20 protein-coding genes are annotated in these 21,244 nt (G+C 74.9%); 7 read left to right on the top strand and 13 right to left on the bottom strand.

Features of this window, described 5'->3' with window-relative positions; genetic code table 11:
- A partial coding sequence (locus ACK8OX_RS08640) for an NAD-glutamate dehydrogenase (RefSeq protein WP_430663585.1) occupies nt 1-4,362 on the bottom strand: 4,362 nt, incomplete at its 3' end.
- Nucleotides 4,363-4,481: 119 nt separating this feature from the next.
- Between ACK8OX_RS08640 and ACK8OX_RS08645 the strand changes: the two genes are divergently transcribed.
- The 4 genes from ACK8OX_RS08645 to ACK8OX_RS08660 all read left to right on the top strand — a co-directional run bounded on the left by ACK8OX_RS08645 (nt 4,482) and on the right by ACK8OX_RS08660 (nt 8,070).
- Nucleotides 4,482-5,711, top strand: a complete 1,230-nt coding sequence (locus tag ACK8OX_RS08645; protein WP_430663586.1) for a cupin domain-containing protein — start codon at nt 4,482-4,484, stop codon at nt 5,709-5,711.
- Nucleotides 5,708-6,127, top strand: a complete 420-nt coding sequence (locus ACK8OX_RS08650) for an OmpA family protein (protein WP_430663587.1) — start codon at nt 5,708-5,710, stop codon at nt 6,125-6,127. The genes ACK8OX_RS08645 and ACK8OX_RS08650 overlap by 4 nt, the downstream gene beginning before the upstream one ends.
- A 149-nt stretch (nt 6,128-6,276) precedes the next feature.
- Complete coding sequence (locus tag ACK8OX_RS08655; protein ID WP_430663588.1) at nt 6,277-6,828, top strand: hypothetical protein; 552 nt, start codon at nt 6,277-6,279, stop codon at nt 6,826-6,828.
- A gap of 60 nt (nt 6,829-6,888) precedes the next feature.
- The gene (locus ACK8OX_RS08660; RefSeq protein WP_430663589.1) at nt 6,889-8,070 is read left to right on the top strand and encodes a cupin domain-containing protein; all 1,182 of its coding nucleotides are present in this window, start codon (nt 6,889-6,891) and stop codon (nt 8,068-8,070) included.
- Between the two features lie 102 nt (nt 8,071-8,172).
- Here the strand turns inward: ACK8OX_RS08660 and ACK8OX_RS08665 are convergent, their stop codons facing one another.
- Nucleotides 8,173-9,408: an MFS transporter gene (locus ACK8OX_RS08665; RefSeq protein WP_430663590.1), complete on the bottom strand. Its 1,236-nt coding sequence runs from the start codon at nt 9,406-9,408 to the stop codon at nt 8,173-8,175.
- A 68-nt stretch (nt 9,409-9,476) separates the two neighbouring features.
- On the opposite strand from ACK8OX_RS08665, the gene ACK8OX_RS08670 reads away from it, so the two are divergent.
- The gene (locus ACK8OX_RS08670; protein ID WP_430663591.1) at nt 9,477-10,256 is read left to right on the top strand and encodes a helix-turn-helix domain-containing protein; all 780 of its coding nucleotides are present in this window, start codon (nt 9,477-9,479) and stop codon (nt 10,254-10,256) included.
- 5 nt (nt 10,257-10,261) lie between these two features.
- Here ACK8OX_RS08670 and ACK8OX_RS08675 read toward each other — a convergent pair whose 3' ends face one another.
- The 8 genes from ACK8OX_RS08675 to ubiA all read right to left on the bottom strand — a co-directional run bounded on the left by ACK8OX_RS08675 (nt 10,262) and on the right by ubiA (nt 17,192).
- Nucleotides 10,262-11,095 carry an aldo/keto reductase gene (locus ACK8OX_RS08675; RefSeq protein WP_430663592.1) on the bottom strand — a complete coding sequence of 278 codons (834 nt, stop codon included), beginning with the start codon at nt 11,093-11,095 and terminating at the stop codon, nt 10,262-10,264.
- Nucleotides 11,096-11,106: 11 nt separating this feature from the next.
- Nucleotides 11,107-12,129, bottom strand: coding sequence for a WD40 repeat domain-containing protein (locus tag ACK8OX_RS08680; protein ID WP_430663593.1), 1,023 nt, complete (start codon nt 12,127-12,129; stop codon nt 11,107-11,109).
- 36 nt (nt 12,130-12,165) lie between these two features.
- A complete protein-coding gene (locus ACK8OX_RS08685; RefSeq protein WP_430663594.1) occupies nt 12,166-13,146 on the bottom strand; it encodes a CobW family GTP-binding protein in 981 nt (326 codons plus the stop codon).
- Between the two features lie 73 nt (nt 13,147-13,219).
- Nucleotides 13,220-14,485, bottom strand: coding sequence for an ATP-binding protein (locus tag ACK8OX_RS08690; RefSeq protein ID WP_430663595.1), 1,266 nt, complete (start codon nt 14,483-14,485; stop codon nt 13,220-13,222).
- A 221-nt stretch (nt 14,486-14,706) separates the two neighbouring features.
- Nucleotides 14,707-14,931 (bottom strand): hypothetical protein, encoded by a 225-nt coding sequence (locus ACK8OX_RS08695; RefSeq protein WP_430663596.1) that lies wholly within the window; start codon nt 14,929-14,931, stop codon nt 14,707-14,709.
- Between the two features lie 259 nt (nt 14,932-15,190).
- Nucleotides 15,191-15,610: a hypothetical protein gene (locus tag ACK8OX_RS08700; protein WP_430663597.1), complete on the bottom strand. Its 420-nt coding sequence runs from the start codon at nt 15,608-15,610 to the stop codon at nt 15,191-15,193.
- Nucleotides 15,611-15,660: 50 nt separating this feature from the next.
- Nucleotides 15,661-16,293: a class I SAM-dependent methyltransferase gene (locus ACK8OX_RS08705; RefSeq protein WP_430663598.1), complete on the bottom strand. Its 633-nt coding sequence runs from the start codon at nt 16,291-16,293 to the stop codon at nt 15,661-15,663.
- On the bottom strand, nt 16,293-17,192 hold the full coding sequence (ubiA, locus tag ACK8OX_RS08710) for a 4-hydroxybenzoate octaprenyltransferase (RefSeq protein WP_430663599.1): 900 nt from the start codon (nt 17,190-17,192) through the stop codon (nt 16,293-16,295). The genes ACK8OX_RS08705 and ubiA overlap by 1 nt, the downstream gene beginning before the upstream one ends.
- 28 nt (nt 17,193-17,220) lie before the next feature.
- Between ubiA and ACK8OX_RS08715 the strand changes: the two genes are divergently transcribed.
- Both ACK8OX_RS08715 and ACK8OX_RS08720 read left to right on the top strand, forming a co-directional pair.
- On the top strand, nt 17,221-17,955 hold the full coding sequence (locus ACK8OX_RS08715; protein WP_430663600.1) for a 16S rRNA (uracil(1498)-N(3))-methyltransferase: 735 nt from the start codon (nt 17,221-17,223) through the stop codon (nt 17,953-17,955).
- A 66-nt stretch (nt 17,956-18,021) separates the two neighbouring features.
- Nucleotides 18,022-19,368, top strand: coding sequence for a glutamate--cysteine ligase (locus tag ACK8OX_RS08720; protein ID WP_430663601.1), 1,347 nt, complete (start codon nt 18,022-18,024; stop codon nt 19,366-19,368).
- A gap of 37 nt (nt 19,369-19,405) precedes the next feature.
- Here the strand turns inward: ACK8OX_RS08720 and ACK8OX_RS08725 are convergent, their stop codons facing one another.
- The 3 genes from ACK8OX_RS08725 to hisF form a co-directional block, all read right to left on the bottom strand.
- Nucleotides 19,406-19,789 (bottom strand): histidine triad nucleotide-binding protein, encoded by a 384-nt coding sequence (locus tag ACK8OX_RS08725; protein ID WP_430663602.1) that lies wholly within the window; start codon nt 19,787-19,789, stop codon nt 19,406-19,408.
- Nucleotides 19,790-19,874: 85 nt separating this feature from the next.
- On the bottom strand, nt 19,875-20,459 hold the full coding sequence (locus ACK8OX_RS08730; RefSeq protein ID WP_430663604.1) for a phosphoribosyl-ATP diphosphatase: 585 nt from the start codon (nt 20,457-20,459) through the stop codon (nt 19,875-19,877).
- The gene (gene hisF / locus ACK8OX_RS08735; protein WP_430663605.1) at nt 20,459-21,232 is read right to left on the bottom strand and encodes an imidazole glycerol phosphate synthase subunit HisF; all 774 of its coding nucleotides are present in this window, start codon (nt 21,230-21,232) and stop codon (nt 20,459-20,461) included. The genes ACK8OX_RS08730 and hisF overlap by 1 nt, the downstream gene beginning before the upstream one ends.
- Nucleotides 21,233-21,244: the final 12 nt, after the last annotated feature.

A 21,244-nucleotide genomic window follows, 5' to 3' on the forward strand; every position in this document is an offset into this window, starting at 1 on the left:
GCGTCGGCGTCGCTCGCCAGCGCCGCCCAGGCGGGGTCGGGCCGCGCCGGGGCATGCGGGCGGGATGCCGGCGGCGGCGAGCCGCGTCGCCTCCGGCCCCGGCTTCTCGACCGCGGCCTCGACCAGCGCGGCAACCCCCGGGCGCAGCGCGGCGAGCGTGGCGTCGAGCGCGGCGCCGTCGCCCGCCATCACCTCCCGCGCGGCGGCTTCCTGCAGGCGGCGCAGCGGCAGCAGCGCCTCGAGCCGGGTGGCGGCCGGGGCGGGGGCGGCGTCGATCGCGGCGGCCGCCTGCTCGATCCCGAACAGCTCCGCCGCGATCCAGGCGGCGCGCACCACGGCAGCGCCGGGGTTGCTCGCGCCCGCCAGCCGCGACAGGCCGGCGACGCCCAGCCGGTTGGCCACCGAATTGGCCAGGATCGTCGCCAGCAATTCCCGCCGCAGCCGGTGGCGCGGGATCAGCGCGGCGAAGCGTTCGCGCAGCGCGGTCGGGAAATAGGCGACCAGCAGAGGCGCCAGCGCGGGCTCGTCCGGCAGGGTGCTGTCCTCGATCGCCTCGGTCAGCCAGAGCTTGCCGAAGGGCAGCAGGGCGGCGAGTTCGGGCCGCGTCAGCCCCTCTCCGGCCGCGGCGCGGGCGCGGATCGCGGCGGCATCGGGCAGCCCCGCCACCGCGCGGTCCAGCAGCCCTTCGCCTTCCAGCCGCGCCATCAGGGCGGAATGGGCCGAGAGATCCTCCGCCGCCGTCAGCGCCTCGAGGCTGATCGCCAGGGACTGCGCGTGGTTGTCGGCCAGCACCAGGCGGCCGACCTCGTCGGTCATCTCGGCCAGCAGCGCGTCGCGCTGGCGGCGCGTCAGCGCGCCCTCGCGCTCCGCCTCGGCCAGCAGGACCTTGATGTTCACCTCGTGGTCCGAGGTGCTGACGCCGGCCGAGTTGTCGAGCGCGTCGGTGTTCAGCCGCACGCCCGCGCGCGCCGCCTCGATCCGGCCGGCCTGGGTGACGCCGAGATTGGCGCCTTCGCCGAGCACGCGGGCGCGCAGGTCGCGGCCGTCGACGCGGATCGCGTCGTTGGCGCGATCCCCGGCCTCGGCCTGGGTCTCGGTGCTTGCCTTCACATAGGTGCCGATGCCGCCGAAATAGAGCAGGTCCACCGGCAGGGTCAGGATGGCGCGCATGATCTCGGCCGGTTCCGCGCGGTCCTTGTCGAGGCCGAGCATGGCGCGGGCCTGCGGCGACAGCGGCAGGGACTTCGCGTTGCGCGGCAGCACCGCGCCGCCGGGCGAGAGCAGCCGCGGCTCGTAGTCGGCCCAGGAGGAGCGCGGCAGGCGGAACAGCCGCTCGCGCTCCGCGAAGGACGCCTCGGGGTCCGGGTCGGGGTCGAGGAAGATGTGCCGGTGGTCGAAGGCGGCGACCAGCCGCGTCCGGCGCGACACCAGCAGCCCGTTGCCGAAGACGTCGCCCGACATGTCGCCGACACCCGCGCAGGTGAAGGGCGCGTCCGCCACGCCCGCGCCGCGGGTTTCCTGGAAGTGGCGGTCGATCATCACCCAGGCGCCGCGCGCGGTGATGCCCATGCCCTTGTGGTCGTAGCCCGCCGATCCGCCGCTGGCGAAGGCGTCGCCCAGCCAGAAGCCGTATTCGGCCGACAGCCCGTTGGCGATGTCGCTGAAGGTGGCGGTGCCCTTGTCGGCGGCGGCGACGATGTAGGGGTCGTCGCCGTCGCGGCGCACGACCTCGGGCGGGGTCGCGATGCCGTCGGCGGTGATGTTGTCCGTCAGGTCCAGCATGCCGCGAACCAGCGTTTCGTAGCAGGCGATGCCCTCGGCCTGGAACGCCTCGCGGTCGACGGCGGCGGGCGGGCGCTTCAGGATGAAGCCGCCCTTGGCGCCGGTCGGCACGATGACGACGTTCTTCAGCCGCTGCGCCTTCATCAGGCCCAGCACCTCGGTGCGGAAGTCCTCGCGCCGGTCGGACCAGCGGATGCCGCCGCGCGCCACCGGGCCGGCGCGCAGGTGGCAGCCCTCCATGCGGGGCGAATGGACGAAGATCTCCCGCCAGGGGCGCGGCGCCGGCATGTCCCCCGCCCGCGCGCTGTCGATCTTGAAGGCGAGGTAGTCCTTCGCCTGGAAGAAGTTGGTGCGGAGCATCGCGTCGAGCAGCGTGCGCAGCCGCGACAGGATGCGGTCCTCGTCCGGGTTGGCCACGCCGTCCAGCAGCGCGCGCCAGGCGGCGTCCGCCCCCGCCTCGTCGCGGTCCGCCTCCCGCGGGGAGAAGCGCCGATGGAACAGCTCCACCAGGATGCGCGCGGCATCCGGATGCGCGGCCAGGGCGGCCTCAACGCTTTCCTGCGCGAAGGGGAATCCCACCTGCTTCAGCCAGCGGTACATCGCCCGCAGCAGCCAGCAGTCCCTCCACGACAGGCCCGCGCGCAGGACCAGGCGGTTGAAGCCGTCCGCCTCCACCTCGCCGCGCAGCAGGGCGTGCAGCGCGGCGGCGATGTCGGGGAAGCGGTCCTCGGGGCAGTCGGCCCGCGCTTCCAGCCGGTAGACATGCAGCACCACCACCGGGCCGCCGGCCGGGGTCAGGCGGTGCGGCACCTCCTCGATCGCGCGGAGGTCGAGGCTCTCGAACAGCGGCAGCGCGTCCGAAAGCGGCAGCGGCCCGTCCGGGCTCGCCAGCCGCAGCGTCAGCGTCCTGAGATCGGCGCCGGCGGGGCGGGAGAGTTCGGCCCGCGGCCGGCCGCCATGGGCCAGCCCCTCGGCCAGGACCAGGTCGGCGACGCCCTGCGCCGCGCTTTCCGCCTGGCGGTAGGCGGGGGGAAAGGCCTCGCGCCAGCGGGCCAGCCGGCGGGGCGCGTTGGCCTCTCCCACCGCCTGCAGCAGCGCCTCCTCAAGCCGGTCGCGGAAGCCGCGCGTGGCCTGGACGATCGCGGCCTCGAGCGCGGCTTCCTCCACCGCCGGCAGGCCGCCGGGGGTGGTGCCGATCACGTAGTGGACCCGCGCCAGCGGCGCATCGCCGAGCAGCGTGTAGAAGGCCGAGAGCCGGCCGCCGAAGGCGCGCGCCAGCATCCCGCCGACCCGTTCGCGCATCTGCGTGTCGAAGGTGTCGCGCGGGAGCCAGGCGATGGCGGAGACGAAACGCTCGAACGGGTCGCGCCGCAGCACCAGCGCGGCGCGCGGCCTGATCTGGAGGTCGAGCGCACGGCGGCAGCCGGCGAGGATGGCGTCCTCCGGCGCCTGGAACAGCTCGTCCCGCGGCCAGGTGTCGAGGATGTTGCGCAGCGCGCGGCCGTCATGGCTGTCGGGCGCGACGCCGGCGGCGGCGAGGATGCGCAGCACCTTCTCCCGCAGCAGCGGGATGGAGCGCGGGTTGCGGTTGTAGGCCGCGGCCGCGAACAGGCCGTAGAACAGCCGCAGCCCGGTGATGCGCCCGGCGGCATCGGCGATGCGCGTCATCACCACGTCGGCGTGCTGCGGGCGGTGGACGGTGGCGCGCATGTTCGCCTTCACCACCGTCACCGGCTCGACGCGGGTGAGGTTGGCGCGCACCGCGGGCGGCACGTCCGGCAGGTGGCGCAGCGCGTCGAAGACCGGCACGGCCGGGTCGCGCAACAGGCCGAGGTCGTCCTCCGCCGCGACCGACAGCGCGTCCCCGTCCACATCCAGCCGGCGATGGCCGAGCAGCACGAAGTTCTCCTCCGCCATCCAGCGCAGGAAGGCCGCGTTCTCGCCGCCGCCCACCTCCGCCTCGGCGGCCTGCAGGCGGGCGAGCATGGCGGGGAAGTCGCCGACGGCAAGCCGCACATCGGCCATGGCGCGGGCCAGCGCCGCTTCCAGCGCCGCCCACTCCTCCTCGTCGGACGCAGGCGCCGGCCCGCCCGCGCCGAGCATGGCGCCCGACCCGCCGGCCAGCGCGATGCGCATCATGCTCTCCCGCGTCGGCGACGCCTCGTCGATGGCGACCAGCCGCCCGGCCCCGTCGCGCCGCACCGGCACGACCGGGTGCAGCAGCTGGCGCACCACGCGGCCGCGCAGCGTCAGCGCGGCCAGCGCGCTGTCCACCAGGAAAGGCATGTCGTCGGTCACGATCTCCGCCACCGCGCCGGCGCCGCGGGCGGGGGGCAGCACGCGCAGCCGCGCCTCCCGCGGGGGGCGGCGCTCGGCGAAGGCGAACAGGCTGGCCGCCGCCTCGGCCAGCGCCTCGGGCGGGGTGGCGGCAAGTTCGGCGGTGGGCACGGCGGCGTGCAGGCGGCGCAGCAGCTCCGCCGCCGCGGGCGGCAGGGCGGGGGCGAGGCGCCGCAGCGCGGCTTCGGCGGCGCGCATCACCTCCGGCCGGACGCCGTCCTCGGGCATGGGTGCGTCGGTCATCGGCGGTCCTCCCGGGTGGACCCTGAGGGTTCGGGGGCCCGTCCGCAAGCATGGCCGCGCGTCACTTACCCTCGGGTTGCCGCTGCCCGGATGCGCGGGGCTTTGCTAGAGTTCCCCGCATGATCGCCGACCTCGCCGCCCTGCTCGCCCCGGTCACGCCGGACGCCTTCTTCGCCGACCACTACGACAAGGCGCCGCTGCATGTGCGCGGCGACCCGGCCAAGTTCGCCTCCGTGCTGTCCTGGCGGGGCATCAACCGGCTGCTGGACATGACCCATGCCTGGACCGGCACGTCCCTGAAGCTGGTGCTGGACAGCCAGACCATCCCGCCCGAGTCGTACTGCATCCGCGCCCAGGGCCGCGACGGCGGCGCGCAGCTGCTGCAGCCCGACGCGCGGCTGGTGCAGGGCTGGATCGCCAAGGGGGCGAGCGTGGTGATGAACGACGTGGACAGCCTGACGCCGGGGCTGGCCAGCGTGTCCAACGCCCTGGAATCGGCCGGATTGGGCAAGAGCCAGGCGAATGTCTACATCTCCTGGCAGAGCCACAAGGCCTTCCGCACCCATTACGACACCCACGACGTCTGGGCGGTGCAGGTGGAGGGCGAGAAGACCTGGAACATCTGGGAAGGCCGCGCGGACTGGCCGATCCCCCACCCTGCCTTCCGCGGCCAGCCGCAGGACCACCACGACCAGGCCCGCGGGAAGCTGCGCGGCACGGTGCTGATGAAGCCGGGCGACCTGCTCTACCTGCCGCGCGGCTGGTACCACGACGCTCTGGCGGAAGCCCCGGCGAGCGTCCACATCGCCTATGGCGTCCACGCGCCGCTCGGGATGGACCTGGTGAACATCCTGGTGGAGCGGGTGCTCTACGACGCCGAGTTCCGCCGCCCCCTGCCGCGCCAGGACGGCAGCGCCCCGGCGCGCTTCGCGCTGACGCAGCGCGCCGGGCTGCTCGGCCAGCGGCTGGCGGAGCTGTGCCGCGACCCGAAGGTGCTGGAGGTGCTGGCCCAGTTCGTCGCCGGCTACCGCCACCAGCGCGGCGGCTACGACATCCTCGCCTCCCGCGGGATCGCGCCGCCCTCGGCCGGCGATGCGGCGGGCGGCGACGCGCCGGCCTTCCGGGTGGTGGCGGGCGGCGCCAAGCCGGTGCGGCGGGGCGCGGAATGGGTGGTGAAGACGGCGTCGGGCACGCTGCCGCTGACGCCGCCGGAGGCCGATGCCGCGGCCTGGCTGCTGGCGCGCCCCGACATCACCGCGGCGGAACTGGCGCAGGCGCATCCGGGCATCGACGCCGCGGCACTGGTCGGGCGGCTGGCCGGCGCCGGGCTGCTGGCGCCCGCGGCATGAGGCGCTTCCTCGCTGCGTTCCTGCTGCTGCCGGGCCTCGCCGCCGCGCAGCCGCGCCCTTTCAACTGCGTTGGCGCCGAGCAGTTGGAGGACGACGTCCTCGCGGTTCCCTTCGCGCGCGGCAGCGCGACGCTGCGCGAGGCGGGGCGCGCCCCGATCGCCGCCGCCGCCGAACTGGCGAAGGAGACGCCGGAGCGCAACATCTGCGTCCTTGGCCATGCCGACCGCAGCGCGGGGGCGGAGACCTCCACCCAGCTCGCCGCCCAGCGGGCACGGGCGGTGGCCAATGCGCTGGCCGCGCAGGGGGTGGAGCGCGACCGCATCCGGGCCGAGGCGCGGGTCGGCGCCTATAGCGGGCGGGGGGCGGAGCCGGGCGCGCGGGCCGTCACCATCGTGGTGCTGCCCGCCCCGCCCTGACGCCGGTGGCCGCCGGCGATTCCACCCCGGCAGCTCGGCCGCCAAGGATCCGGCAACGGATTCCTGAATAATTGATCATGTCTGTCGGTCCGTGATGGGCAGCCCATGAAGGCTGCGCCATCATGCAGGGGTTGAGGGGAGAAGCGGCCATGCCGAACCAGCCGGAGAATGACGACGGGCGGGAGACGCCGCCCCTGCGCCGGCGGCTCCTCGTGCTGAAGCTGGCGGCGCTCGGCGGCATCACCACCGCGACGGCGGCCTGCGTGCCGCAGCAGGGCCCGGTGGTCTACGCCCCCGCCCCGGTGGTGCGGCGCGGCACCGGCATCAGCGACAGCGACCCGTCGGATGCGCCGGGCAACGGCCGCGGCGGGCATCGCGGCAGCGGCATCAGCGACAGCGACCCGAGCGACGCCCCCGGCTATGGCCGCGGCGGGCGGCGCGTCAGCGGCGTGTCGGACAGCGACCCGTCGGACGCGCCCGGCCGCGGTCGCGGCGGCGGATACCGCGGGACCGGCATCACCGACGCCGATCCGTCGGACGGTCCCGGCCGCGGGCGCGGCGGCGGATACCGCGGCAGCGGCATCACCGACGCCGACCCGTCGGACGGACCGGGGCGCGGGCGCGGCGGGGCACGCTACCGCACCGGCGCGTCCGACAGCGACCCGTCGGACGCGCCCGGCCGCGGCCGCCGCGGCTGGTGAGGCAGCGGGCCCCGGCCCGCCGCCGCGCCCGGCAACCCCCCCCCGCAGGATCCCTTCCCGGTGACATCCCCCACCCTGGCCGAGGCCGCCTGGGCGCAGGCCTTCGGCGACCTTTCCGTGGATGACGGCCTGGCGTTGCGCGAAGGCACCGCCTGGCGCCACTTCCCCGCGCCCGATCCGGCGCGCCATGCCGGGCTGCTCTCCATCGCCGATCTCGACGCCTTCCTGGCCACGGACGCCGCGCGCGCGCCGCGGCTGTCCATGGCCGATGGCAGCCGCAAGGGCAGCGCCGCCGTGCCGCCGGAGGACTATCTGCGCGACGACGGCCGCGCCGACCTGCCGAACCTGTTCCGCCGCTTCGACGCGGGGGCGACGCTCGTCGTCTCGCAGTTCCACGAGATGCACCCGGCGCTGCAACGCTTCTGCCGCGGGCTGGAACAGGTCTTCCTGCATGCCGTGCAGGCCAACATCTACCTGACCCCGCCCGGCGCGCAGGGCTTCCGCGTCCACTACGACACGCATGACGTGCTGGTGCTGCAGGTGACGGGCGAGAAGAAGTGGCGGTTGTGGGACCACCAGCCCTTCCCGCAGCCGACGCGCCGCACCCCCTGGCCCGGCAACATCCAGCCGGAGGGCGAGCCCACGCATCTGACGCTGCGGCCGGGCGATTCGCTCTATGTCCCGCGCGGGGTCATGCATGACGCGGCGGCGCAGGACGGCGACGCGCCTTCGCTGCATGTCACGGTCGGGCTGCTCGAACCCTCCTTCGCGGCCGTGCTGCGCCTGGCGGTGGACCTGCTGGAAGGCAGCGACCCGGCGCTGCGCGCCGCCTTCCCGACCTGGCGCCTGGCGGAAGGCCCCGGGGCGCTGGCCGCGCTGGCGCAGCCGCTGGCGGCCCGGCTGGCCGAACCCGCGGCACTGGAGCGCACGGCGCTTGCCCTGCTGGACCGCCTGGCAGAGGACCGGCCGCCGCTGCTGTCGCGCGGGTTGTTCGTGGCGGCGCCGGCGCCGGGCGCGCCGCTGCGCATCGCCGCGGGCGCGCTGCACGCCCTGGTGCCGGATGCGGCGGGCGGCGCCAGCCTGCGCTGGGCGGGCGACCCGATCGCGCTGGACGGGACTCAGGCCGGCTGGGTGGAGCGCCTGGCCGAGGGCGCGAGCCCCGCGGAGCTGGGCGAGGGCGCGGCGGAGTTCTGCGCACGCCTCCTGCGGCTCGGCCTGCTGGAAGCGGCGCGGCCGGACTGACGGCGGCGGCCAGCGGCGGGAAGGCGCGCCCTGGACCGCCATCCTCGCTTCGATCAGCGCGGGTCATGGTCCAGGCTCTTGTCCTGTCGCGGGATTCACGCCCTATTGCGCGGCCACCGGGCGCAGCGGCGGCGCGGCCTCCTGCCAGAGCTCGGGGCGCAGTTCCTCCCGCCGGTCGGGGAAGAACAGCGCGCCGGCCAGCGTCACCACCCCGAAGGCCGCGAGCACGGCCAGCACCGCGGCCGACCCGCCGGCCGAATCATGCAGCCAGCCGACGATGGGGGACGCCGTGGCGGCCCCGAGGAAGCCCACGGAGAAGCGGATGGAATACAGCTTCGCGCGCAGCGCGGGGGCGACGTAGCGCGCCGTCATCGTCTCGTTCACCGTCACCTGGCCGAAGACGGAAGCGCAGACCAGCGCCGCCAGCAGCAGCACCGGCCAGCCCGATACCTGCGTCAGCGCCAGCAGCAGCGGCGCCTGCACGATGGCGAGCGGCAGGAAGACGCGCCGCAGCGTCATGCGGTCGATCATCCGGCCCACCGTGAACTGCGTCAGCCCGCCGCAGATCGTCACCAGGAAGGCCAGCAGCCCCACCACCGGCAGCAGGTCCGGGCTGCCGGCCAGCCTCTCCTCCATCAGCTTCGGCAGCAGCAGGGTGAAGCCGTTGAAGACGAAGCCGCTGGTCGTGGCGATCGCCAGCAGCACGATCACCGCGCGGCGGACCACGGCGGGCGGGATCTCGGGGAACGGCCGCGCCGCCGCCTTGGCCTTCGCCACGTCGGTCAGCCCGTTGGCCAGGTAGAGCAGCCCGCAGCCGATGCAGAGCAGCCCGGGCAGGATGAAGCCCCAGCGCCAGCCGAGGAAGGCGGAGCAGGCCGCCGTCACCACCGGCGCCAGCGCCACGCCGAGATTGCCGAAGACGCCATTCACCCCGACCGAGGCGCCGACCCGGTCACCCGCCGCATCCACCAGCATCGCCGTGCCGATCGGGTGGTAGATCGCGCTGAAGGCGCCGGCGACGAACAGCGCCGCCGCCAGCGTCCAGGGCCCGGCCGCCAGCCCGGCCAGGACCATCCCCGCCCCGGTGCCGAGGAAGAAGGCCAGCAGCAGCGCCGGCCGCCCCGTGCGTTCCGCCAGCCAGCCCATCGGCAGCGACCCGAGGCCGTAGACCACGAACATCCCCGTCCCCAGCGCCAGGATGGGCCCGTAGACCGTGCCGAAGGTCGCGCCGTCCTGCACCACCATGGCGAGGACCGCCGTGGCCAGGATCAGCAGCCCGTAATGGGTGAAGACATGCGCCGCGTTGACGAAGACGATCTGCCGCCTGGCCGCATCCATGGTGTCCGTCCGCTTCCGTCCGATGCGCCGCATGCTAGCCTGGCGGGGAAACGACGGGACGACAGTTCATGTCGCGAATCCGCCAGCCTTCGCCCCGCCGCGACCTGCCGCAGGACCAGGTGGACCGGCCGCTTTCCGCCTTCGCCCGCGACTATGCGGACGGGGAGGCAGTGCCGCGCCACAGCCATGAGAGGTCGCAGCTTCTCTACGCCACGCGCGGGGTCATGCGGATCGCGACCGATGCGGCGGGCTTCGTCGTGCCGCCCGGCCATGCGCTGTGGATGCCGGCCGGCGAGCCGCACCGCGTCGCGATCGAGGGCGAGGTGGCGATGCGCGCCCTGTTCCTGCGCGCCGATGCCGCGGCGGCGGGCCCGCCTGCCACCACCGTCCTCGCGGTGTCGCCGCTGCTGCGGGAACTCATCCTCGCCGCCTGCGCCGAGCCGCTGGAATGGGACCCGGCCGGGCGGGGCGGGCACCTGGCCGCGCTGACCCTGGACGAGATCGCGCGCGCCCGCCGCCTGCCCTTCCGCGTGCCCGAGCCGCGCGACCCGCGCCTGCTGCGCCTGGCCGCGGCCCTGCGCGCCGACCCCGCCAGCCCGCGCCGGCTGGACGAATGGGCGGACCTGGCAGGCGCCAGCCCGCGCACGCTGGAGCGCCTGTTCCGCACCGAGACCGGCATGGGCTTCGCACGCTGGCGGCAGACCCTGCGGCTGACGGAAGCGGCGGCGCGGCTGGCGGGCGGCGAGGCGCCGGCGCGCGTCGCCGCGGCCGTGGGCTATGCCAGCGCCTCGGCCTTCGGCGCGGCCTTCCGCGCGGCCTTCGGGGTGACGCCCGGGGCCGCGCGGTAGGGGCGCTATCCGTTCGCCCAGTCCGGCGCGAAGGCAGGGTCCACGAAGCGGCGGTCCTTCGGAAGTGCCGCGATGGCGGCCAGGTCCTCGGCGTCCAGCGTGATCCGCAGCGCGTCCAGGTTCTCCCGCTGGCGGTGGGCGGAGGCGGCCTTCGGCACCATCGCGACGCCCTCCTGCGCCAGCAGCCAGGCGAGCGCGACCTGCGCCGCCGTCGCGCCGTGCTTCTTCGCGATGCGCTGCAGCTCCGGCTGGTCCGGCGCCTGGCCCTTGGCCAGCGGCGAATAGGCGGTCAGCACCATCCCCGCCGGGCGCAGGATGCCGAGCAGCTTCGACTGGTCGAGCAGCGCGTGGCATTCCACCTGCAGGGCGGCGAGGCCGACATCCGCCTCGATCGCGCGGCGCAGCAGGCGCGGCGGGAAGTTGGACACGCCGATGGCCCTGGCGCGCCCTTCCGCGCGGATCGCGGCCAGCCCGCGCAGCGCGTCGGACAGTTGCAGCTCCGGGCTCGGCCAGTGGATCAGCAGCAGGTCCACATGCGGCGTCGCCAGCCGGTCCAGGCTGGCATCGAAGGCGCGGCGGATCGCGGCGCCGTCGGGCTTGTCGTACCAGATCTTGGTGGTCAGGAAGATCTCGTCGCGCGCCACGCCGGATGCGGCGATGCCGGCGCCGACCTCCGCCTCGTTGCCATACATCTCGGCGGTGTCGATGTGGCGGTAGCCGAGCGCGAGGGCGCCTTCCACGGCGCGCTGGCATTCCGCGCCCTTCATCGGCCAGGTGCCGAGGCCGAGGCGCGGCATGCGCAGGCGGGCGGTCTCAAGGACGGGCATGGTGACGGCCATCGGGGAACTCCTCAGCGGCGGGCGAGGTCGATCAGGCCGGCATGGCCCGATTCGGTGCCGAAGGCGAGCTGCGCGCCATTCGCGCTCCAGGCGAGCGAGGTGACGGCGCCGCCCCTCGGGGGGGCGATCGGCACCACCTTGCCGCTGGCGATCTCCGCCATCAGCACCAGCCCGTCGCCGAAGCCGGCGGCCACCACCTCGTGCTGCGGGTGGCAGGCCACCGCGCTGCACAGCACCTCGTCCCCGCCGGCGATCTCGGTCGGCGCCTTGCCCATCGGGCCGCCGCCGAAGAAGGGCCAGAGCACCACGCTTTCCGCCCCGCTGGTCGCGAGCCAGCGGCCGCGTGCGGTGAAGGACAGGCTGCGCGTCTTCGACGGATAGCCGGACATGCGCATGTGCTGCCCATCCGCCAGCCGCCAGCCATGCAGCGACGGCTCCTGCATCGCGGTGACCACATGCGTCCCGTCGGGCGAGAAGGCGATGCCGTGGTGGCTGCCCTTCCATTCCAGCAGCTTCGGCTTGTCCTCCTTCGCGCCGACGAACCACAGCGACGCGCCGTTGTAGTGGCTCGCTGCCAGCCGCTTGCCCTTGGCGTCGAAGGCGAGCCCGCCGACGGAGGACGGATGCGGGAGCGACTTCAGCGCCCGGCCCGCGCCGTCCAGCAGATGGGCGACCTTGCCGACCGAGGCGGCGCGGACCCCCGCCTCATGCGCGGCCACATGGTCCACCCACTTGCCGCGGTAGTCGGCCACCAGCGCGGCCGCGCCATCGGGTGCTATGCGCATCAGCTTCCCGTCGTCGCCGCCTGTCAGCCAGCCGTCGCGCGCATCGGCGCAGGCGGACAGCACCGCGCCGTCGTGCGCCGCGACGGCGCGCCATTCGCCGGCCAGCGCGCCGAGATGCAGCGTGCCGTCCGCCAGCGCGAAGGCCGGGCGGCCGGCGCGGTCGAACATCGCCGCCACCACCCAGGCGCCGAGCTCCCGCGCGGTCCCGCGGGAGGCGAGGAGGAAGTCGGCTTCCGCGACCTCAGCCATGGGACGCGGCCCCGCAGCCGCGGCCGGCGCGCGCCGTCATGCGGGCACCTGGCAGGCCTCGAACCCGCGCCGCAGCTGCGGGCGGTTCAGGTCGCGGCCGATGAAGACGATCTTGGATTTCCGCGGATCGCCTTCCTTCGCCTCGCCGATGTAGTCGCCATCCGCGATCATGTGGACGGCCTGGAAGGCGAAGCGGCGGCTGTCGCCCTGGTAGTGCAGGATGCCCTTGGTGCGCAGCAGGTCCTGGCCCTTGGTCTGCAGCAGCTCGTTGATCCAGGCGTTGAACCTCTCCGGGTCGATCGGGCGCGACACCTCGAAGGACACGCTGTTCACCGCGCTGTCGTGCTCGTGGTGGTCCTCGCCCGAGAGGAAGTCGGGCTCGCGTTCCAGGATGCGGGCGAGGTTGAAGGCGTCGCGGCCGATCACCGCGTCGATCGGCACGTCGGACTTCGTGCTGCGGCGGATCTCGGCATAGGGGTTGATGCCGCGGATCAGGCGCTCGACCTCGGCGGCCTCCTGCTCGCTCACCAGGTCCATCTTGTTCAGCACGACGATGTCGGCGAAGGCGATCTGCTCCTGCGCCTCGCTGCTGTCCTTCAGCCGCGCGGGCAGGTGCTTGGCGTCCACCACGGTGACGATGGCGTCGAGCCGGGTGGCGCGCTTCACGTCCTCGTCCGCGAAGAAGGTCTGCGCGACCGGGGCGGGGTCGGCGAGGCCGGTGGTCTCCACGATGATGCCGTCGAACTTCCCCTTGCGCCGCATCAGCCCGCCGATGATGCGGATCAGGTCGCCGCGCACGGTGCAGCAGATGCAGCCGTTGTTCATCTCGAACACCTCCTCGTCGGCGTCGACGACGAGGTCGTTGTCCACGCCGAGCTCGCCGAACTCGTTGATCACCACGGCGAATTTCCGCCCGTGGTTCTCGCTGAGGATGCGGTTCAGCAGCGTGGTCTTGCCGGCGCCGAGATAGCCGGTCAGCACCGTGACGGGGACCTGCGGGTCCTGGCTCTGGGACATGGAGTGGCTTCCCGAATGACCTGTGTTGGCGGCGTTATATGGTAACGCCGCCCCGCTTCCACCCCCGGCGCCTTCACGACGCCTGAGATGGGCCCGGCGAGAGGGCCGGCGCGGCGCGTGCGGCGCGCGCGCCCTCCAGCGCCGCCAGCAGTTCCGCCCCCCCGACGGGCTTGACCAGGTGGCCGTCCATCCCGGCGGCCAGCGCCGCCGCCCGCAGCCCTGCCCCGCCATGGGCGGTCACCGCGATCACCGGCAGCCCAGCCGCCGCGCCCGGCAGGGCCCGGAGGCGGCGCGTCGCCTCCAGCCCGTCCAGGCCCGGCATCTCCAGGTCCATCAGCACCGCGGCATAGGGACGCTCCGCGACGAGGGCGAGCGCCGCCTCGGCGTCGCCGGCCTCCTCATGCGCGAAGCCCGCGCGGTCCAGCAGGGCGGAGAGCAGGCGGCGGTTCACCGCCACGTCGTCCACCACCAGCACGGGCGGGGCGGCCACCGGGGGCGCCGCGTCCGTCGGCCGGGCGGGGGGACGGGGCGGCGTCGGCGGCGCCTCCCCGGCCGGGGCCTGCGGCAGCGGCAGGGTGACGGTGCAGGCGGTGCCCCGGCCGGGCGCGCTCCGCACCTCGATCCCGCCGCCCATCCGCGCGGCGAGATCCCGGCAGATCGACAGGCCGAGCCCGGTGCCGCCCTCGCTGCTGCCGAAGCGGTCGAACAGATGCGCCATCCGTTCCGGCGCGATGCCGCGCCCGGTGTCGGAGACGCGCAGCTCCAGCGCGCCGGCCGCATTCTCCCGCGCCTCGATCCGCACCTCCCCGCCTTCGGTGAATCGGAGCGCGTTGGAGACCAGGTTGGTCAGGATCTGCCGCAGCCGCGCCGGGTCGCCGTGCCATGCGGGCGGGGTGCCGGCGGCGACGGCGGTGGCCAGGCGGTTGCCCCCGGCCCGGGCGCGGGCGCCGAGCAGGCCGACCACCTGTTCCATCACCTCGTCCACGCGGAAGGTCACGGCTTCCGGCGCCGCGGCGGCGCCGGCAGGCACCTCGATCAGGTCGCGCAGCAGCAGGGCGAGGTCGTCCGCCGCCTGCCGCGCCGCCGCGGCATCGGCGCGGGCGCCGCGGGGCAGCGGCGCCGCCAGGACGAGGTCGAGCAGGCCGATGACGCCGGCCAGCGGCGTGCGGATCTCATGCGCGGCGGTGGCCAGCAGTTCGGCGCGGCGGCGCGCCTCCTCGGCCGCCAGGGCGGCCTGGGCGTCCCGGCCGGCCGCCCCGGCCCGCGCCGCCGCCTGCCGGAAGCGCCGCGCCACGAGCCACAGCGCGCCCGCGCCGGCCGCGCATTGCAGCCCGAGCATGGCGCCGAGCCACGGCCCCGGCGCCAGGCCCAGCAGCAGCCCGGCCGCGCCGAGGATGGCCGGGGCAGGCAGGACCAGGAGGACGAGGGGCGGGACCAGTTGCGGCGGCTCCGGAAGACCCGCGAAGGGAACACCGCCGTGTCGGGCCGGGCAAGGCCGGCCTCAGCGCAGGGGGCCGTGGCGCCACCCCGATGGCCGCATGGCCGCCCGCAAGGCCGGCCTCAGCGCAGGGGGCCGTGGCGCCACCCCGATGGCCGCATGGCCGCCCGCAAGGCCGCCCCGGACGCCGCCAGACGGTCCTCGGGCGTCGCCGCCGCGGCGCCGCGCAGGAACTGGGGCTGCCCGGTCCGGGTGCCGCCGTTCGGCCGGTCCTGCGCCGCGAGGGAGAGCGGCAGCAGCAGCGCGACGGCGAGCATCACGCGGGCATGGGTCGGCTTGTCGGACACCAGGCGTCCTCCGGCAGGGGTGGCGGTGGGGGCGGAAACGCCGCAGCGCAACGCGGGCGCGGCCCGGCATCCAGGGTCACGGGAATATCATTGCGTAACGGGGATACCGCGCGACCCGCCCTTCGTTGGAGTGCCACATCGGTCATGCGAGGCGACGGCCGGCCCTCCGGCCCACCCCGCGGAGCCTTCGTCCGGCCGATACCATGTGCCGCAGCACCTTGAGCCCCGCCGGCCCAGGCCGGCGGGGCGGATGCGGTCTTCAGCGCCGCTCCACCCGCCCCCCGGCCCGGCCGCGGTCGTCATAGAGCCGCGTCGTGCCGCCGCGCGTCTCGCCCCTTCCCTCGTAGCGCCCGCGTTCGTCGTAGAAGCGCGCCGTCCCGTCCCGCGTCTCGACCCGCCCGATGTTCCGGCCGCGGTCGTCGTAGCGGTGGATGGTGTCGCCGCGCCGTTCCTCCCGCCCGGTGCTGCGGCCGCGGTCGTCGTAGAGCCGCGTGGTGCCGCCGCGCGTCTCCGCCCGGCCGATGTTCCGGCCGCGGTCGTCGTAGAAGCGGGTGGTGTCGCCGCGGGTCTCGGCGCGCCCGGTGAAGCGGCCGCGGTCGTCGTAGCGGCGTTCGGTCTGGGCGGTGGCGGGCAGAGCCAGCAGCAGGGCGAGCAGGACGGGGACGATGCGCGGGATCATGGCGGGCGGTGCCTCCTCCGCCCCATGCTACCGCAGGGGTTGCGGCAAGGTCAGGGCAGGAAGCGGGCGATGGTGACCACGCGCTCCGTCCGGTCCTCCAGTTCCAGCGTGGTCGCCACGCGATGGGTGGCGACGGGCGCGAGCCCTTCCCGCGGAAGATAGGCGCGGCCGGGATCGGCGAGCCAGACCTCGGCCGCCGCGGCCAGCCCGCGCAGCCAGGGCAGGATATGCGCGGTCATCGGCGCCTCGTAGCAGACATCGCCGGCCAGGATGACGTCCCAGCGGCAGGCCTCCCCCACCACGTCGCGTTCGGTCACCGCGATGTCCACGCCGTTCAGCGCCGCGTTCAGCCGCAGCGCGGCGGCGGCCAGCGGGTCGATCTCCGCCGCCTCGACCACCGCGCCCGCCCGCGCCGCGGCGATGGCGGCGATGCCGCAGCCCGCGGCGAAATCCAGCACCCGCTTCCCCGCCAGCCGCGCGGGGTCGTCGAGGATGGCGCGCGCCAGCGCCTGCCCGCCGGGCCAGGCGAAGGCCCAGAAGGGCGGCTCGATGTTGCGGGCCTTCAGCCATTCCTCCGTCGCCTGCCAGATCGGCGTGATCTGCGTCGCCAGGTGGAGCGCCACCTCCGGCACCAGCGACGCATGGGCGATGGCGGTATGGGCGCGGACGAAATCCTCGTGCATCACGCGCGCCCCGCCAGGAAGGCGAGCGCGACGGCCAGCCCGACCTCCCGGTTCAGCCGGAACAGCGCCAGGCAGCGCGCCGGGTCGTGGATGTCGAGGGTGGCGACCTGCCAGGCCAGCAGCGCGCCCGGCAGCAGCAGCGCCGGCAGGAAGGGCCAGGACAGGCCGCCGAGCCAGCCCGCCGTCGCCAGCAGCGCCAGCGCGGCGGCGTAGCAGGCGACGAGGAAGGGCTTCGACCTCTCGGCGAATTTCCGCGCGGTGGAACGGATGCCGACCTGCGCGTCATCCTCCCGGTCCTGATGCGCGTAGATGGTGTCGTAGCCGAGGATCCAGAAGAAGCCGGCGGCCCATAGCACGAAGGCCGGCGCAGCCAGCCCGCCCGTCGCCGCCGCATAGCCGGTCGGCGCCGCCCAGGAGAAGACGAGGCCGAGCACCGCCTGCGGCCAGTCCGTCACCCGCTTGGCCAGGGGATACAGCGCGATCAGGAACAGGGAGAACAGCCCCACCACGATCGCCGCCCGCGGCAGTTGCACCAGCACCGCCGCCCCGATGGCGGAGAGCGCGGCCAGGAAGGCGACCGCCTGCCCCGGCCGCACCGCGCCCGAGGCCAGCGGCCGCCCCCGCGTGCGTTCCACCTGCCGGTCGAGGTCGCGGTCCCAGAGGTCGTTCACCACGCAGCCCGCCGCCCGCATGGCGAAGGCGCCGAGCAGGAACAGCAGCGCGAGGCGCAGCCCCTCCCCCCAGCCCGGCGCCGCGAGGGCGAAGGCCCAGAAGCCGGGCAGCACCAGCAGCCAGGCGCCGATCGGCCGGTCGAAGCGGCCGAGCAGCGCATAGGGGCGCCAGGCTGCCGGCAGCCTCGCCACCCAGCCGCCGGCGCGGATATCCGTGAAGCCCGTCATGGGCGATACCTGTCCGCGGAGGCCGCCAATGTCCATCCCACGCCTGTTCCTGGACGAGCCCCTGTCGGAGGGCGCCGAGATCGAGGCCGCGCCCGGCCAGGCGCATCACCTGGGCACCGTGCTGCGCCGGGCCGCGGGGGATGCGGTGCGCGTCTTCAACGCCGGCGACGGCGAGTGGGAGGCGCGGATCGCCTTCCTGCGCAGGGACCGCGCGCGCTTCGCGCTCGGCCCCCGCCGCCGCGCGCCGGCGGCGGAGCCGGAGCTGCGCCTGCTGGTCGCGCCGCTGAAGCGCGACGCGATGGACTGGCTGGTGGAGAAGGCGACGGAACTCGGCGCCACGCGCATCCTGCCCGTGATCACCCGCCGCAGCATCGCCGACCGCAGCAACACCGCGCGGCTGGCCGCCATCGCCCGCGGCGCGGCCGAGCAGTGCGAGAGGCTGTCGGTGCCGGAGGTGGCGGAGGCCGCGCCGCTGCACCGCGTGCTGGACGGCTGGGACGGCGCGGGGCTGGTGGCGGCGATGGAACGCAGCGCCGCGCCGCCGCTGCGCGAGGCCGCCGCGCGGCTCGCCCCGCCGCTGGCCCTGCTGGTCGGGCCGGAAGGGGGGTTCGAGGGGGCGGAACTTGACGACCTGCGCCGACGTGCCTTTGTTGTGCCGGCCGCGCTCGGCCCCCGCATCCTGCGGGCCGAGACCGCGGCGGTGGCCGGGCTCGCGGCGCTGCAGGCGCTGGCCGGGGACTGGGCGAATCGCCCCGCGGACTGACGGCGGGGATCATGCATCCGGCGGGGGGCTCCACCCGCGCCGACGCCAGGAAGAGAACACGGGTCCATGTCGAATCCCGGCGAGGCCGACCTCACGCCGATCACCTCCACGCGCCAGCTGGCGGAGTGGTTCGCGGCCGGCAGCAAGCCGCGCGGCGACTGGCGCATCGGCACCGAGCACGAGAAGTTCGGCTTCCGCCGCGCGGGCCTCGCCGCGCCCGCCTATGAGGACCGCGGCATCCGCGCGATGCTGGAGGGGCTGGGGGCGAAGGGCTGGGAGCCCATCCTCGACCGCGGCAACCCGATCGGGCTGAAGCGCGACGGCGCATCCGTCAGCCTCGAGCCGGGCGGGCAGTTCGAGCTGTCGGGCGCGCCGGTCGCGGACCTGCACGAGACGCGGATGGAACTCGCCTCCCACCTGCGGGAGGTGCATGAGGTGGCGGGGCCGCTCGGCCTCGGCTTCGCGCCGCTCGGCTTCCACCCGCTGGCCACGCGCGACGAGATGCCGTGGATGCCGAAGGGGCGCTACGCGATCATGCGCCAGTACATGCCCCGCGTCGGCGGCATGGGGCTCGACATGATGCTGCGGACCTGCACCGTGCAGGTGAACCTCGACTTCGGCGACGAGGCGGACATGGTGGAGAAGCTGCGCGTCTCGCTCGCGCTGCAGCCGCTGGCCACGGCCCTGTTCGCCAATTCGCCCTTCCTCGAGGGCCGGCCCTCGGGCTGGCTGACGCTGCGCGGCAGGACCTGGACCGACACCGACCCCGACCGCACCGGCATCCCCGCCGTCGCCTTCGAGCAGGGCTTCGGCTTCGAACGCTTCGCGCAGTTCGTTCTCGACGTGCCGATGTACTTCATCATGCGCGAGGGCCGCTGGATCGACTGCGCGGGCGTGCCCTTCCGCGCCTTCCTCGAAGGCCGTGCGGGCGGCGCGCTGGCGGGGATCGAGGCGACGATGGGCGACTTCGCCGACCATGTGACCACGGTCTTCACCGATGTCCGCCTGAAGCGCTTCCTGGAGATGCGGGGCGCGGATGCGGGCAGCGCGCCGATGCTGCTGGCCAAGCCCGCCTTCTGGACCGGCCTGCTCTACGACGACGCGGCGCAGAAGGCGGCGGCGGCGCTGGTGCGCGGCTGGCGGGTCGAGGAGATGCAGGCGCTGCGCATGGAAGTGCCGCGGCAGGCGCTGTCGGCGACCATCGCCGGGCGTGCGCTGCGCGACGTGGCGCGCGACGCGCTGGCCATCGCGCGCGGCGGGCTCGCGGCGCGCGGCCTCGGCGAGGAAGTCTACCTCGCCCCGCTCGACGAGATCGCGGAGAGCGGGCTGACCCAGGCCGAACGCTGGCTGCACCGGGCGGAGCGCGCCTGGGGCGGCGACGTGTCGCGCATCTTCGCGGAAGCGGAGGTGTAGCGCGCCCGGCCCGGACGGGGTCCGGGCCGTCCCCTCCCTATTCCGCCTTCGGCACCATGCGGCCGACGCGGCGGCCGCCGAAGACGTGGACGTGGAAATGCGGCACTTCCTGGCCGCCATCCTCGCCCATGTTGGACAGGATGCGGTAGCCCGTCGCCTCCAGGCCGAGCTCGCGCGCCACCTGCCCCACCGCGCGCCAGAAGCCCGCGACCTCGGCCTCGGTCGCCTTCGCGCTGAAATCCGCGAAGGAGACATAGGGCCCCTTCGGGATCACCAGCACATGCACGGGCGTCTGCGGGTAGATGTCGTGGAAGGCGAGCGCGAAGTCATCCTCATGCACGCGCCTGCACGGGATCTCCCCGCGCAGGATGCGGGCGAAGATGTTGGTGTCGTCGTATGGCGGCAGGCCGGTCACGCGCATGGTCGGTCAGGCTCCATCCCTCGATGTCCGTGGGCGCGATGAAGCCCCCGCCCGCCCCCGCCCGCAAGCGGGGACGGGCGCGGCCTCACGGCAGCTTCGTGGTCTGCGCCGCGCGGATCAGCCCCTTCGGCCTGGCCGCCTTCTCCGCGATGCCGGAGATGCCCTGCCGGCGGGCAAGCTCCGCCCAGACCTCGTCGGGCCGGATGCCCGCATCGACCCAGACCACGACGAGGTGGTACAGCAGGTCCGCGCTTTCCAGCACGGTGGCGCCGCGGTTGCCGAGCGTCGCCTCGATGACGCATTCGACCGCCTCCTCGCCCAGCTTCTGCGCCACCTTCGGCGTGCCGCGCGCCAGCAGCCGGGCGGAATGGGAATGCTCCACGTCGCCGGCCGCGCGCCGCGCCTCCACCGTGCGCCAGAGCGCATCGAGGATCGACGCCCCGGCGCCCGGCACGCTGAAGGGGGAAAGCGCGGTGGCGCCGGCGCGCAGCGCCTCGGGCGGGGTGATCCGCGCCGGGGCGGGGATGGCCGGCGGCAGCGGCAGCGCGACCTTCGGCGCCTTCTTGGGCTTCGCCTTCGGGGCCTTGGGCGGCTTCGCCTTGACGGGCTTGGCCTTCGGGACCTTCGCCTTCGGAGCCTTCTTCGCAGCCTGCTTCGCGGCCTTCGCCATCACGCCACGCCCTCGGACAACGGGCGGACCGGCAGGCCGGCGGCCGCAAGCGCCGCCTTCGCCTCGGCGATCCGCATCTCGCCATAGTGGAACACGCTTGCCGCCAGCAGGCCGGTCGCGCCGGTGCGCGCGCCGTCCACGAAATGCGCGACGCTGCCGACCCCGCCCGAGGCGACGATGGGCAGCCGCACCGCGGCCCGCACCGCGCGCAGCAGGTCGAGGTCGAAGCCGGACTTCGTGCCGTCCCGGTCCATCGAGGTCAGCAGGATCTCCCCCGCGCCGCGGGCCTCGGCCTGGCGCGCCCAGTCGACCGCGTCGATGCCCGTGCCGCGGCGGCCGCCATGGGTGAAGACCTCCCACCGCCCGGGCGTGACCATGCGGGCATCCACCGCGACGACGATCGCCTGGCTGCCGAAGGCTTCCGCGCCGCGCGTCACCAGCGCCGGGTCGGCGATGGCGGCGGAGTTGACGGACACCTTGTCGGCCCCGGCCAGCAGCAGCCGGCGCATGTCCTCCACGCTGCGGACCCCGCCGCCCACGGTCAGCGGGATGAAGATCTCCGCCGCCGTGCGGGAGACGACGTCGAGCATGGTGTCCCGCCCCTCATGCGAGGCGGTGATGTCGAGGAAGGTGACCTCGTCCGCGCCTTCGCGGTCGTAGATGCGGGCCTGCTCCACCGGGTCGCCGGCGTCGCGAAGCTCCAGGAAGTTCACGCCCTTCACGACGCGGCCGTCCTTGACGTCGAGGCAGGGGATCACGCGCAGGGCGAGCACGGGGGGCGCTCC

Source organism: Falsiroseomonas sp. CW058 (assembly GCF_050563535.1).
In the GTDB taxonomy this organism is placed as follows: domain Bacteria; phylum Pseudomonadota; class Alphaproteobacteria; order Acetobacterales; family Acetobacteraceae; genus Falsiroseomonas.